Below are 13,517 nucleotides of genomic sequence, written 5' to 3'. Positions count from 1 at the left end.
GCGGTGTAGGTCCGGTTCGGCCTGAATCACAAAGGGTGTAGGCCCTCGGAGGGGGTGTTCGTCGCGCGGCGTGGGGATGACCCAGGCGAGTTCGGCGGGGCCCCACACCGCGCGACGAACACCCCCTCCGAGGGCCGGGCAGCCCTAGATGGCCCCCCCCGGCCCCACCGGCGGCGGGATCGACCACTCCGCGCTGTCCGAGAGCCTCGGCTCCGCCTCCTCCGCCGCGCTCCCGAAGAAATCCGCCACGTCGTGCCGCCTCGCCTCCGCGTCCGCCCGCCCGAGCTCGATCAGCTTCCGCGTGAACGACCCGTCGAACAAGAGGTAGCTCGCCAGATCCGCGTCGTTCTCCGCTCCCACGTCCACGAGCGAGAGCAGCCGCCGCATCATCGCCGGCCCGCCCTGCACCTTGCCCGCCTTCACGTGCTCCGCCGCGAGGCGCCCGAGATCCACGCTCGGCCGCACGACCAGGGTCTCCACCCGCCGGTACGGCAGCGCCCCGCGCCGCGCCGCCGCCGCGTTGATCGAGTGCAGGAAATCCGGGCCGAACGCCTGCTCGCCGTCCTCGATCATGTGGTTCACCCGCGTCAGCACCTCGAAGTCGGTCTGGATGTGATCGAGCAGGAACGCGTTCAGCACCTTGCCGAGCACAAGCGCCATCCCCGGCGGCTTGCCGCTGTCCCCCGCGTCGATGCTCCGCACCTCCCGCGACAGGCCGATCGCCAGCACGTGCGTCGCCCCGAGCCGGAGCGCCGGCGCGATCGGCGTGTTCTGCCGCACGCCCCCGTCCATGTAGAGATCCCGGCCGATGCGCACCGGCGGGAACAGGATCGGGATCGCCGCGGACGCGAGCGCGTGCTGCGGGCCGACCAGCGCGCCGCGGATGATCGTGCGCGGCGGCGCGATCGTCGGCAGCGCGCCGTCCGGGCCGGTCTGCATGAAGATCACCGTGCGGCCCGTCGCGATCTCCGTCGCCGACACGCTGACCGCCGAGAGGTAGCCGTGGCGAAGCGTGCGCGCGATCGCGCGCCACGGGATCTCGCGCTCGACGAGCTTCTGCATCGGCGAGACGTCGAACAGGCCCACGCCCTCCGAGCCGCCGCCGAACATGAGCTTCGGCAAGGAGATCGCCTGCCGGACCCCGAAGCCGAGCACCGTCTCGAGCTTCAGCTGCGTCCACAGGTTGACGAGCCGCCGCACGCCCAGCGTCGGATCGTCGAGGTGCGCCGCGAGGTAGCACGCGTTCACCGCCCCGACCGACGTCCCGCACAGGATGTCGATGCGCGGCGGCGCCCCGCGGAGCCGAGCGAACGCGTCGAGCACGTACGACATCACCCCGACCTCGTACGCGCCCCGCGCGCCGCCGCCCGAGAGGATCACCGCGACCTTGCGCCGCGGCTTCGTCCCTGTCCTTCCGCCGGTACCGCTCATGCCATCTCCCCGCGGCGGAGCGGGTCCTGCCCGGCCGCCGGACCCTCGGCCTCCGCGGCGAGGATGCGCCGCACCACGGTGCGCTCCAGGAACAGCGCCCGGAGCCGCGCGTCGCGGATGTAGCTCGCCACCTTCCGCACGCGCATCCCGGCGCGGTGGTACGCGTCCCCGGCGCTCGCCGGCGCGCCCTTCTGCAGCGCCTCGCAGCAGAGGTCGCGCACCTCGATACCGTACTCCGAGCTGCCCGCCTCGACCGCGCCGAGCGCCGTCCGGGCGAGCAGCACCCCCGAGTGCACCTCCCCGGCGTCCACCCGCGCCGCCGCCTCGATGGCCGTCGCGTACGCGTGGTAGCTCATCAGCCCCTGCGACTCGGCGAGCTGCCTCGCCTCGGAGGCGTTCGCGATCGCGCCTTTATGTGCATGGCTACGGTTTTGTTGTTGGGAATTCCCCGGATGCGCAGCATCCTGGCCATGGTGTCGGCGTCCGAGTAGGCCCAGGTGGCGGCGGATGCCAGCAACGACGCAGCCTTCTGGTCGTACATTCCCAGTTTCGCCTTCACCATCCGATCGATGAGCTCCCGATCGCTCGGGAGCTCTTCGTGTAGGATATTTACAATGTCCTTTGCTCGCACACTCCGCTGAAGTGCTCGCTGAAATACTTGTAGTCGGGTGCTTGTGCGCTGGTGAATTCCATCGATGTCCTGGTCGCTGGCTCATGACTGCTGCGACCGCCCTCCGCGACATATGATGATGTGCTCTTCCCGCAAGTCAAAGCTGGATATCCCGCGTGGACGCAGGACGACTCCTGGGCGGAGAGGTGAGCAGGAGCGTCCTCCTCTCTCCGTAGGGGAGGCGGCGTTCCGTGAGGAGGCAAGCACCTCCATCAACCTCACGAGCACGAGCAGGGAGCGACGGCGTATTGCGCCCGCCTGCCCGGCGCGCCGCGTTGCCGCTACAGCGCTTCCGGCAGCGGCTCCGGCGGCGCGAGCCCCGCGCTCTTCGCCCTGCACGGGATGCTCACGCCCTGACAGCCGCACTGGTTCTGGCCGCCGTCGGTGATCTTGCCCGCCGTGCCGCTCTCCGCCTCGACGTTGAGATCGATGAAGTTGCACTCGATGGTGCTGCGCGCGAGCGCCACCGAGGCGCCGAAGCTCGCGACGGCGGCGCCGTCGCTCGCCTCGATGCGCACCCCGGTCAACGTGGCCTCCGAGTCGCCGGGGTCCTTGACGATCGTGACGCCGTTTCCCTGGAGCCCATCGGCTGAGCTCCGCGTGCCGCGGACCGTGGTCTCCTCCAGGGTGGCCACCGATCCGAAGAGGGCGAGCCCCGAATCGACGCTCTCCTCGACGAGCGACGACCGGAGCACGAGGCCGCTCCGCCCGTCCTGCGCGCCGAGCGCGTGAACCTCGATCCCCCGGCCGAAACGCCCGTCCGACGCCTGCGGGAGCGTGCGGCGGACCGCGACCCGCTCCAGCGTCGCGTCGGCGCCCTCGATGAAGACACCCGCGGTGCGGCTCCCCTCGACCACGGAGCCGCGCGCCGTGACGTCGCCGCGCAGCGGGCCGCGGGAGGCCACCGCGAGCCCGACGCCGTGCTTCCCGTCCCCGTCGCGCGGCAGGGTGTCGCGCACGAGCACGCCGTCAAGCGAGGCGTCGGAGCTCAGGATCGCGACGCCCACGTAGCGGCTCTGCTCGACGACCACGCGCTGCAGGGTCGCCTCGGAGCGCAGGCCTTCCTCGAGGTCGGCGGCAATATAGATGCCCCACCCCGTCGCCAGCTTGTCCGGGTAAGGCCGCGTGTCGCGCACGACGGTATCCTCGACGACGGCGGACGAGCCCTGAACCCAGATCCCCGCCTCCTCATTGGCCTCGAGGACGCTCCGCTTCAAGGCCACCTGGCTCAGCTGGCCCCGGCTGTTCCGGATGGCGAGCACGCCCATGCCGGCGGCGTTGGTGTCGATTCCGGTGCTGTCGCGGATCACGCTGTCCTCGACGAGCGCCTCGGAGGCGATGAGGTACACGCCGGTTCCGTGGCTCTGCTCGATGATGGAGGCGCGTATCGTGATCGAGGCGGGCGTGTCGCCCTCTCCCCTGTTCGCGCCGTCGATCACGACGCCGCCCGAGCCCGAGACCAGGATACCTTGCCCCGCGCCGCGGATCGCGACGCCCCGTATCTCGGCCGCGTCGGCGCCCGCGTCGACTTCGATGGCCGCTGCGGTGTCCGGCCCCGCCCCGGCGATCTCGACGAGCGCCAAGCACCTCCCCCACAGCCGTACTGGCCTGTCGACGATGACGTCCTCTGGATACGTCCCCGCGGCGATCGCGACGACCGCGCCGGGCGCGGCCGCGCGGAGGCCCTCGCCGACGGTCGTCCAAGGCCTCTCCGGCGTGCCATCGGAGTCGCCCCCTGCATAGGCGCCGTCGACGTGCTGGGTCTCCTCGTCCAGGGCGATGTCGCCCCAGGGCGCCTCACCGCACGGCGCGACCTCGCGACAGGCGGTCTCCCCCGGCACGGCCATCGTCCCCGCAGGGCAGGGGGCATCCGGCAGGACAGGCGCGCACGCTCGGTCGCCCGGCGTGAAGCCGGCGCCGCAGGCCCCGGGCGGGATGCCCGCGGGCTCGCATCCAGAATCGGTCGTGCGCTCGCCGGCCGCGCACCCCGGCGCGGCCGCCCCTCCTCCGTCAGGCGTCACGTCCGGCTGACGTGGGGGGGACCTCCCTGTCGCAGCCAGCCAGGAGCCACGTCGCCGTGAGCAGCAGGAGCGGAGCCCCGTGTCGGTCGATGAATCCGTCCATGAAGCGGACCACGACGTCGAGCAACAGTCTACTTGTCGTCCGCCACCGTAAAAAAACGCCGACCCGTCCGCGCTCACGCTCTTCTCTTTGCTCGAACGCGACCCAGGAGACGCGGAGGCTTCACAGGAGAGCGCAGCGAGCGACCGCCATGCACTCCGCGCCACTTCTTTCTTCTGCGCCTCTGTCGTGCATTTTTCTTCTCACTGCATCGGCGTGCGGCGCGAGTCGAGCCTTCGTGCGAGGCACGGTGACAGGGAGCGGCGTTCTGAGCTACGCTGAGCGCCCCGCAGGAAACGCAGCATGCTTTGCAAATCTTATCACTCTGCACATCGCCTGGCCGCCGTCGCCGTGCTTCTTCTGTCGCTGCCTGGTTGCGCCCTCGACACGAGAGGCACAGGCGGGTCAGGTGAATCCGAAGCTCAACCCGGAGGACCTGGCGGCGCTCCCGCTGGAGAACCCGGCGGAGCCATCGCCGGACAGCCTGACGGCGCTCCCGTCGAAGAGCCTGGCGGCGGCCCGGCGGAAGAACCCGGCGGAACGCCGACGGAAGAACCCGGCGGAACGCCGACGGAAGAACCCGGCGGCGCTCCCGTCGAAGAGCCCGGCGGCGATCCGGTCGAAGAACCCGGCGGGGATCCGGCCGAAGAGCCCGGCGGCGCTCCCAAGCCGCTGTGCGGGGCGGCGGCGCCATCGCTGATCGCGTGCTTCGCGTTCGAGGGCAACCCCGACGACGCCTCGCAGCATCACTTCACGCCCGAGCGGGTGCGCAGCCTGCACTACGCGCCTGGCCGTGCCGGCCAGGCGCTCTCGGTGAAGATGGGGAGCAAACTCTACTTCCGCCACGACGCCGCATGGACCGCCTCCGCGATGACCATCGATGTCTGGATCAACCCCGCCTCTCTCCCCGAGAAGCGGCGATACACCGTGATCGACAGCGGCGGGAAGCCCTCGCTCTTCCTGATGCCGGGCGGACAGATCCGCTGCACCATGGGCGTCGAGCGGAACGTGACTTACCCCATCGTTCCCGGGCAGTGGACGCACGTCGCCTGTCTCTCCGATGGCCAGACGCAGAGCCTCTACGTGAACGGCGTCGAGGTCGACCGGAGCCCCTCTGGCCCGGTGATCGCCTCCGGCGAACAGCCCGTCCACATCGGCTCGGACGAGCCCTCGGGGGAAGACGAGTTCAACGGGCTGCTCGACAGCCTCCGCATCTTCGGCCGGACGCTCACGCCCCAGGAGATCTGCGCGGCTGCCGGCGGCGGCTGCTGAGCTGCGCCGTCCGGCACGCACCCGACGGGGGCTCCGGTCCGCGGGTCGGCTCATGGCCGTCGCCGCGGGCCGGCTTCATGGCCGTCGCCGCACAGCGGCAGACGAGCCCCGGCGTGACCGGCCAGGGCTGCCGCAAGAAGGCGCGCTCTCGGCGCGCGCAAGGAAGAGTGGAGGGAGGGAAGAGGGCGGGAGAGGAGAGAACCGCCTCAGAAAGCGGCGTCGCGGAGCTTCTCTTTGTACTCCGCCTTGTACAGATCATGGCAGGCCTTGCAGCTCGCCTTGGCACCGTCGATGTCGCCCTTCTTGGCCTTCTCGATGCCGTCGTTCGAGATCGCGACCCACTTGTCCATGCCCTTGGGCGGCCTCGCCGCCACGTACTTCAGCGCCTCCGCGATCTTCGCGCCGTCGCCGCTCGTGGTCGCCGACTGCATCACCGACTTCATCCAGCCCTGCATCGGACAGGCCTTCTGTCCTTTTGCGCCGCAGCCGAAATCCTTCTTCTCGGCGACGGATGCGGGGAGGTCCGCGGTCCCGCCAGCGGCCCACGCGGCTCCAGCAAAGCCAATGCCGACGGTCATCAACACGGCACTCATCAGCTTCTTGCTCATCGACATCCGACGTCTCCTGTGGGTAAGGGCAAGCGCAGCGAGAGACATTGCAGTTCCGCGGGTGGAAGTCAACAGCCACCTTGGTCGCCGAGCCAGCTCGCGAACGCCGCCCAGGCGGAGACGGAGTCGGGGGACAAGATCTTCATCACAGACGCCGCCGAGGCGAAGATAACGTCAGGAGAGAAAAACTTCATTCATGATGTCCGCCCAGCGCCGTCTCCGTCCGCGCTCGCGCCGCGCGGACGTCCTCACGCCATGCGGCGGCCGGAGGTGCCGGGCCGCCGGCGAGCGCGCCTCAGGGCCGCCCTCCGGACGCGTGCCGCCTCCGCGCCGCTCGAGCGCGCCCACCCTGCGCGCCGTCGGCGGGGTCTCGCGTTCGTCGATGGCGCAGGCAGGTCTCTTCGCCGGCGCGAGGACGAGGTCCGCGATGCGCCAGACCCACCCATCGACATGAAGCGACTACGTAGCTTATCGACATGGCGAGATGCGCTCCTCGATGGCTTTTCAGATGCCTTGACGCGAGCCCGCAGAACACGGCACCCGGCGGCGCCCTCTCCCGCGCCGGCGCCGTTCGCCCATCACGGGCGCCCTCGTCGTCGATGGCTTACCGGCGCTCGGCACACCAGCCGGACGGTCTGCGCACTCGCTCGTATCCGTCGAGAACCCCCCGTTCGCGCCGGCGGGCGGCCAGCGCGTGCGCGGAGCCGGTCCTCCCCGAGCGCCCCGGCGTGTTCTTCGTGAGACTCCAGCCCTGACGCGCCGCATCGCGCGTTCGATCCGGTCGCGACCACCGTGGAGGTGAGTCGCCCTACCATCCCGGGCCTGTATCCAGACCAGGAGGGCGGCGCGCGTGATATCGCTGGATTCACGGCCGTTGATGCGCGTCGGAGAGATCGTCGACGAGCGGTTCCAGATCGAGGGCCTCGCGGGCTCGGGCGGGATGGGGCACGTCTACCGGGCGCGCGACAGGCGAAGCGGCGACACGGTGGCTCTCAAGGTGCTTCGCCGCGCCGACAAGGGGGAGCTCAGCCGCTTCTCCTGCGAGGTGGAGGCGCTCTCGGCGCTGCGCGTCCCCGGCGTCGTCCGGTACATCGCCCACGGCGTCGCGGCGGGCGGCAAGCCGTATCTGGTGATGGAGTGGCTCGCCGGGGAGACGCTCGCCGAGCGCATCGCGCGGCGAGGGCTCACCCCCGCCGAGAGCGTCGACGTCGTCGCGCGGATCGCGGAGACGCTCGGCGCCCTCCACGCGCAGGGCGTCGTGCACCGCGACCTCAAGCCGAGCAACCTGCTCCTCGTCGAGGGGCGGCTCGATCGCGCGATGGTGCTCGACTTCGGGATCGCGCGCTTCCGGATCGACCAGCAGCTCACGCTGCCGGGCACCGTCCTCGGGACCCCGGAGTACATGGCGCCCGAGCAGGCGCGCGGCGAGCGGCGCGTCGACGCCCGCGCCGACGTGTTCGCGCTCGGCTGCGTGCTCTTCAAGTGCCTCACCGGGCGCGCCGCCTTCCAGGGTGCCGGCGCGCTCGCCGTGATGGTCAAGGTGCTGCTCGACGAGCCGCCGCGCCTCCGCGAGGTCCGCCCGGACCTGCCGGGCGAGCTCGACGCCCTCGTCGCCAGGATGCTCGCGAAGCAGCCAGACGGGCGGCCCCGCGACGGCGCGGCCGTCGCCGAGGAGCTCCGCGCGATCGACCTCAGCCGCGACGGCGCGGCGGACGGCGCCCACCCTGCCGCGCTGGCGCCCGTCCTGGAGCTCACGAGCAGCGAGCGGCGCGTCACGTGCCTCGTGCTCGCGCACGAGCGCTCGGCGCCCGAGGACGTGACGCGCTCGCAGGAGGAGGAGCAGGCGCGGGCGACGGGCCGCGCCGACGAGCTCTACGCGCTCGCCGAGCGCTACCAGGGTCAGCTCGAGCTCATCGACGCGAGATCGCCGCTGCTGGTGCTGACGAGCGCCGAGGCGGCCACGGATCTCGCCGCGCAGGCCGCGCGCTGCGCGCTGTCGCTGCGCGCGTTGCTCGGGGGCGCGCAGGTCTCGCTCGTGACCGGCCGGGCCGAGCTGACGTCGCGCATCCCGATGGGCGAGCTCATCGACCGGGCGGTCCAGCTGCTGCCGTCGCGCGGCGAGCCGGGCGCGGTCGCCGCCGTCCGCATCGACGAGGTGACGGCGGGGCTGCTGGGCGGCCGGTTCGAGACGAGCTGCGAGGGCGGCGCGCGCTTCCTCCACGGGGCGCGGGACGATCTCAGGGTGACGTCGGCGCCGGCGCTGCTGGGCAAGCCGGTGGCGTGCTTCGGGCGGGAGCGGGAGCTCGCGGTGCTGACCGCGGAGCTCGATCGGAGCACCGAGGAGTCGACCTCCGGCGCGCTGCTGGTGGTCGCGGCGGCCGGCATGGGCAAATCGCGGCTGCGGCAGGAGTTCCTCGAGACGGTGTCGGCGCGCAACGCCCGAGCGGCCGACCGCGCGCGCGGCGGGGGCGGCGCGGACCTGGCGGACGGTGCCCCCGCGGAGGTGTGGATCGGCCAGGGGGACCCGATGAGCTCGGGCTCGGCGTTCGGCCTCCTGTCGCGCGCGCTGCGGAGCGCGATGGGCATCGTCGACGGCGAGCCGCTGGAGGAGCGGCGGCGCAAGGTGAGGGCGCGGGTCGAGCGGCACCCGGAGCTCGACGTGGGGCGCGTCAGCGCCTTCCTTGGTGAGCTCCTGGGCGCGCCGTTCCCGGACGACGACATCCGGGTCGGCGCGGCGCGGCGCAACCGGCAGCTGATGGGCGATCAGCTGCGGCTGTCGTGGGAGGAGTTCATCCGGGCCGAGTGCGCGAGGCAGCCCGTGCTGCTGATCCTCGAGGACCTGCAGTGGGGCGACCTGCCCACCCTGACGATGGTGGAGGCGGCGCTCCGGAGCCTGCGGGATCTGCCGTTCCTGGTGCTGGGGCTGGCCCGACCCGAGGTGCACGAGGCCTTTCCGGGGCTGTCGCAGGGGCGCTTCGGCAACCAGATGATGCTGCCGCCGCTGACGCGCCGGGCGAGCGAGCGGCTGGTGCGGGCCGCGCTGGGGGACGAGGCGCGCGCGGAGCTCGTGGCCACGCTGGTGGACCGGGCGGACGGCAACCCGTTCTACCTGGAGGAGCAGGTCCGCGCGGTGGCGGCCGGCCACGGGGCGGACCTGCCGGAGACGGTGCTGGCGATGGTGCAGGCGCGCATCGAGGCGCTCGACGCCGAGGCGCGGCGCGTGCTGCGGGCGGCGAGCGTGTTCGGCCAGGCGTTCTGGCCGAGCGCGGTGAGCGCGCTGCTCGGGGGCGCGGTGGTGACGCGCTGGCTCTCGGAGCTGGAGCGCCGCGAGGTGGTCCACCGGCGCGGCCCCGGGCGGCTGCGCGGAGAGGTCGAGTACCGCTTCCGGCACGCGCTGGTGCGCGAGGCGGCGTACGGGATGCTGACGGAGGCCGACCGGCGGCTGGGCCACGCGCTGGCGGGCGCCTGGCTGGAGGGCGCGGGCGAGCCGGACGCGATGGCGCTCGCGGAGCACTTCGAGCGCGGCGCCGTGCCCGCGCGGGCCGCGGCGGCGTACCTGCGCGCGGCGCAGCACGCCCTGGAGGGCAACGATCTCGGCGCCGCGATCGCGCGGGCCGAGCGCGGGCTCGAGTGCGCGCCGGAGCCGGCGGTGGTGGGGGCGCTCCGGCTGGTCCAGGCCGAGGCGCACGTATGGCGGGGCGACCTCGCGCTGGCCGAGCAGCGGGGGACGGACGCGGCGCGGCACCTCGCGCCCGGCTCGGCGCCGTGGTTCGCGGCCGTCACGCAGGCCGTCGCGGCCGCGAGCAAGCTGGGTGGCTTCGACCGCGTGGAGCGGTGGATGGGCGCGGCGGTCGTCGTCACCGCCTCGCAAGGCGCGGAGAGCGCGAGGAGCACCTGTCTCTGCATGGGCGCCTCGACGCTGGCCTTCGCCGGACGGCCTGCGATCGTCGACGGGCTCATCGCCGAGGTGGAGCGCGCCATGGGCGACGGGGCGTCGACCGGCGCCGGCACGGGGGCCGAGGTGGTCGCGGGGCTGCACCAGGCGCGCGCCTTCCGCGCCATGAGCGGGGGCGATCCCGGCGCCTGCGTCACCGGCCTGGAGGCCGCGCTCGTGGCGTTCGAGCAGGTCGGCGACCGGCGCAACGCGTGCATCACCCGCGCGAACCTGGGCTATTCCTACGGCGAGCTCGGCGACTTCGGCGGCGCCGAGGCGGCGCTCCGCTCCGTGCTGGAGGCCACGGAGCGGATGGGTTTGCACGAGGTGGCGGCGGCGGCGCAGGCCAGCCTCGGGCAGGTCCTCGCCTACTGCGGCAGGCTCGCCGAGGCGCGGGCCGTCGAGGAGGCGGCCCTCGCCTCGAGCCAGCGGCTGGGCGACCCGCGCGCCGAGGTGGTGTCGCGCTCGTACCTCGCAAAGATCGCCCTGCTCGCCGGCGATCTCGCGGGCGCGGAGCGCGAGGCGCGCCTCGCCGAGGCGCTGGAGAGCGCGTCGCCGTTCCGCGTCACGGCCATGGCGATCCGCGCCCGGGCGCTGATCGGGCTGGGGCGCGCCGCGGAGGCGCTCGTGGCCGCCGGCGAGGCCCTGGCAGCGCTCGAGTCGCTCGGCGGGATCGAAGAGGGCGAGTCGATGATCCGACTGGTCCACGCAGAGGCGTTCTCCGCGGTCGGCGACGCGGCCAGGGCGGCGGTCGCCATCTCCTCGGCGCGCGACAAGCTGCTCGACCGGGCCGCCGGCGTCCGCGATCCCGAGTGGCGCGGGCGCTTTCTCTCACACGTTCCGGACAACGCCCGCACCCTGGAGCTCGCATCGCAGTGGGTCGGAGCTGTCGGAGCTGGGCGGAACGGTCAGAACTGAATGTAGCCGAACGTGGCCGAACGTGACGGAACGTGACTCAACGTGACGGAACGTGACTCAACGTGGCCGAACGTGACTAATCGTTGCTGTCCCGCGGAGGAATCCGCGGAGGACGTGCAATTTAATAGCTGACAGTCGAAGTGGTTTGCCGTACCCTGATCGTTGACGTGGAGAGTTCCCGGCTGTCGTTGTGTTGAGCGACGCGCCGGAGGGCGTGCTGTGATCGGGGAGCGTGGGCGCTCCCCTTGGCTCGCTACCTGAGGTCTCATCACGTGAAAACCAGGGCTGTACTTGGGTGCGCAGGCATCCTCTTCGTGGCTACCGGCTGCATCGCGCCCGAGCAGGCGCTCGAAGCGGGGGATGAAACAGAGGAGCTCGGATCGAGCGCTGACGAGCTTGCGACCGCCAATGCGCTGAGCGCGAATGCGCTGAGCGCCAACGCGCTGAGCGCGAATGCGCTGAGCGCCAACGCGCTGAGCGTGAACGCGTTGAGCCCGGTGGCGGCCTCCGCTCTCAGGGATCCCGGCGCGAGGGGCGATCTCTTCCGGTCGCTCGTGAAGTACACGGTCAGCTGTGCGCTCAAGGAGTCCCAGTCGTTCCGTTTCTCCTGGACCGACAGCGCGGGCGCGACCCACAAGGAGGTCTATCCCGGACACCTCGGCCTCGCGCCCCGGTGGGACCGGCGCCCGCTCGACGACGAGGGCAAGCGGATGGTCTCCGCGTGCCTCGCCGCCCACACGAACCGTTATGGAGTCTCGGTCAGCATCTCGATGCGCTCCCGACAGAACCCGCTGCATCACGAGGTCGGGTGCGGCGAGCTGGACGAGTACCCTCATGTCGAAGGGGCCTTCTGGGGGAACCTCTTCACGGAGACGCCGTACCTGCGCGCCTGTTACAACCCGGCGAACGTCGATGTCGCGCGCGCGGCGAAGCGCGACTGCGCCGCGGGCCAGCTTGCCGCGGACGGCGATCTCGAGGGCTGCGGGATGATCGAGATCGTCGGGCGTTGCAAGGAGTACTGCGGCAAGCTCAACCGCTCCGGGGAGTATTACAAGGAATGCGATGATCCGGAGTTCGGCGAGACGCGCTATGTGATCACCACCGCGCTGCGGTGACCCTGGCCCTCCCGAGGAGAGGGGCCGCCGGTCGTCTTCTCCCTCGTCTTCCCTCGGCAGCCCTGATCGGAGCCGAGCGAACGCGCCGCCCTCCCTGGCGCGGGCGGCGTCGCCGGGCGAAGATGCGCGGCCATGGAGATGCATCAGGTCCGGTATTTCCTTGCGGTGACCGAGACCCGCAGCTTCACGCGCGCGGCAGAGCGGTGCGCGGTCTCGCAGCCTGCGCTCACGGCCGCCATCAAGAAGCTCGAGGAGGAGCTGGGCGGGCCGCTCGTCCTGCGCGAGCGCGGCGGCGCCAAGCTCACGGCGCTGGGGCAGCGCGTGCTGCCGCGGCTCCAGCGGCTGCGGGACGAGATGCAGGCCGTCCAGGTGATCGCGGACAACCACCGCCGCCTCAAGCAGGTGCCGCTCCGGGTGGGCATCCTCTGCACCATCGGGCCCGCGCGGCTCGCGGGCTCGCTGGCGGCGTTCCGCGCGGAGGCGCCGGGGGTGGAGCTGGAGATCGCGGTGGCCGTGCAGGGGGAGCTCCTGCGGCGGCTGGAGGAGGCCGAGGTCGACGTCATCGTCTCGAACCTCGGCGACGCTGTCCCGGACTGGTGCGTGGTGGCGCCCCTCTACGAGGAGCGCTACGTGGTGGTCCTCCCGCCCGGCCACCACCTGGCCGCGCGCGAGGGCCTGCGGCTCGAGGATCTGGACGGCGAGCCTTACCTCGACCGGCTCGCCTGCGAGATGCGCGAGCAGGTGACGGGCGTGTGCGCTGCGCGGCGCGTGGACCTGTATGCGGCGTACCGCACCGACCGGGAGGACTGGGTCCAGAGCCTGGTGCACGCGGGGCTGGGTTTTGCCTTCATGCCCGAGCACTCGGTGCTCCTGACGGGCGCGTCGCAGCGCCCGCTCGTCGATCCGGCCCTCCGTCGCACCGTCGCGCTGGTGCGCTCGGGTGATCGCACGCCGGCGCCGGGCTTGCAGCTCTTCTGGGACGCGCTGCTCTCGCGCGCTGTCCGGGCGCGGCCGGTCAACCCTTCGCGGCGATGATGTCCACGTGCTCGATGACGGGCGGCGCGGCGAGCAGCTCCGGCGCCTTGGCCATGAGCGCTGCCGCGATGCGGCCCGCGAGGTGCTCCTTGCGCCCCACCTCGTCCGCGAAGGTATCGAAGATGCCGAACGTCGACGTCCCGATGCGCAGCGCGAACCAGTGAACCGTCCGCGGCTCCTCGACGGCCAGGCCGACGGCGGAGCGGAGGAGGGCCTCGACCTCGGCCTCCTTGCCGGGCTTGGCCTCGATGCGGGCCAGGAGGGAGAGTGTCACGGCGGTCGGGGAAGCAGCGGTCATGAGATCCTCCTCATTCGGCGGCGCACGGCGCGCCGCGCTTCGGTGAAGAGAGTTGTAACGATCGGCGTCCGGCCGACCATTCGATGTTCTGGATGGATCCATCAGCGCCGTGGAT

Annotated in this window: 10 protein-coding genes; 5 read left to right on the top strand and 5 right to left on the bottom strand. The window is 72.1% G+C overall.

The genetic code is table 11. The annotated features are described in order from the left end of the window. Positions 1 to 144: 144 nt before the first annotated feature. The 3 genes from WMF45_RS39200 to WMF45_RS39190 all read right to left on the bottom strand — a co-directional run bounded on the left by WMF45_RS39200 (position 145) and on the right by WMF45_RS39190 (position 4,122). Positions 145 to 1,431: a patatin-like phospholipase family protein gene (locus WMF45_RS39200; protein WP_437711047.1), complete on the bottom strand. Its 1,287-nt coding sequence runs from the start codon at positions 1,429 to 1,431 to the stop codon at positions 145 to 147. Further along, a complete protein-coding gene (locus WMF45_RS39195; protein ID WP_437711046.1) occupies positions 1,428 to 1,787 on the bottom strand; it encodes a hypothetical protein in 360 nt (119 codons plus the stop codon). The genes WMF45_RS39200 and WMF45_RS39195 overlap by 4 nt, the downstream gene beginning before the upstream one ends. A 595-nt stretch (positions 1,788 to 2,382) precedes the next feature. Beyond that, complete coding sequence (locus WMF45_RS39190; RefSeq protein ID WP_437711045.1) at positions 2,383 to 4,122, bottom strand: right-handed parallel beta-helix repeat-containing protein; 1,740 nt, start codon at positions 4,120 to 4,122, stop codon at positions 2,383 to 2,385. A 509-nt stretch (positions 4,123 to 4,631) separates the two neighbouring features. On the opposite strand from WMF45_RS39190, the gene WMF45_RS39185 reads away from it, so the two are divergent. Further along, a complete protein-coding gene (locus WMF45_RS39185) occupies positions 4,632 to 4,922 on the top strand; it encodes a hypothetical protein (protein ID WP_437711044.1) in 291 nt (96 codons plus the stop codon). Positions 4,923 to 5,041: 119 nt separating this feature from the next. Beyond that, positions 5,042 to 5,494 carry a LamG domain-containing protein gene (locus tag WMF45_RS39180; RefSeq protein ID WP_437711043.1) on the top strand — a complete coding sequence of 151 codons (453 nt, stop codon included), beginning with the start codon at positions 5,042 to 5,044 and terminating at the stop codon, positions 5,492 to 5,494. A 206-nt stretch (positions 5,495 to 5,700) separates the two neighbouring features. Here WMF45_RS39180 and WMF45_RS39175 read toward each other — a convergent pair whose 3' ends face one another. Continuing rightward, positions 5,701 to 6,102: a hypothetical protein gene (locus WMF45_RS39175; protein ID WP_437711042.1), complete on the bottom strand. Its 402-nt coding sequence runs from the start codon at positions 6,100 to 6,102 to the stop codon at positions 5,701 to 5,703. Positions 6,103 to 6,979: 877 nt separating this feature from the next. Between WMF45_RS39175 and WMF45_RS39170 the strand changes: the two genes are divergently transcribed. The 3 genes from WMF45_RS39170 (at position 6,980) to WMF45_RS39160 (ending at position 13,104) form a co-directional block, all read left to right on the top strand. Next, positions 6,980 to 10,954: a serine/threonine-protein kinase gene (locus WMF45_RS39170; protein WP_437719625.1), complete on the top strand. Its 3,975-nt coding sequence runs from the start codon at positions 6,980 to 6,982 to the stop codon at positions 10,952 to 10,954. Between the two features lie 314 nt (positions 10,955 to 11,268). After that, a complete protein-coding gene (locus tag WMF45_RS39165; protein ID WP_437711041.1) occupies positions 11,269 to 12,069 on the top strand; it encodes a hypothetical protein in 801 nt (266 codons plus the stop codon). Between the two features lie 132 nt (positions 12,070 to 12,201). Continuing rightward, the gene (locus WMF45_RS39160; RefSeq protein ID WP_437711040.1) at positions 12,202 to 13,104 is read left to right on the top strand and encodes a LysR family transcriptional regulator; all 903 of its coding nucleotides are present in this window, start codon (positions 12,202 to 12,204) and stop codon (positions 13,102 to 13,104) included. Here the strand turns inward: WMF45_RS39160 and WMF45_RS39155 are convergent. After that, positions 13,085 to 13,402 carry a putative quinol monooxygenase gene (locus WMF45_RS39155; RefSeq protein WP_437711039.1) on the bottom strand — a complete coding sequence of 106 codons (318 nt, stop codon included), beginning with the start codon at positions 13,400 to 13,402 and terminating at the stop codon, positions 13,085 to 13,087. The genes WMF45_RS39160 and WMF45_RS39155 overlap by 20 nt on opposite strands. Positions 13,403 to 13,517: the final 115 nt, after the last annotated feature.

The sequence above is a fragment of the Sorangium sp. So ce448 genome (assembly GCF_051520915.1).
Taxonomy (GTDB): Bacteria; Myxococcota_A; Polyangia; order Polyangiales; family Polyangiaceae; genus Sorangium; species Sorangium cellulosum_B.
This window is presented reverse-complemented; position numbering and strand designations above follow the sequence as displayed.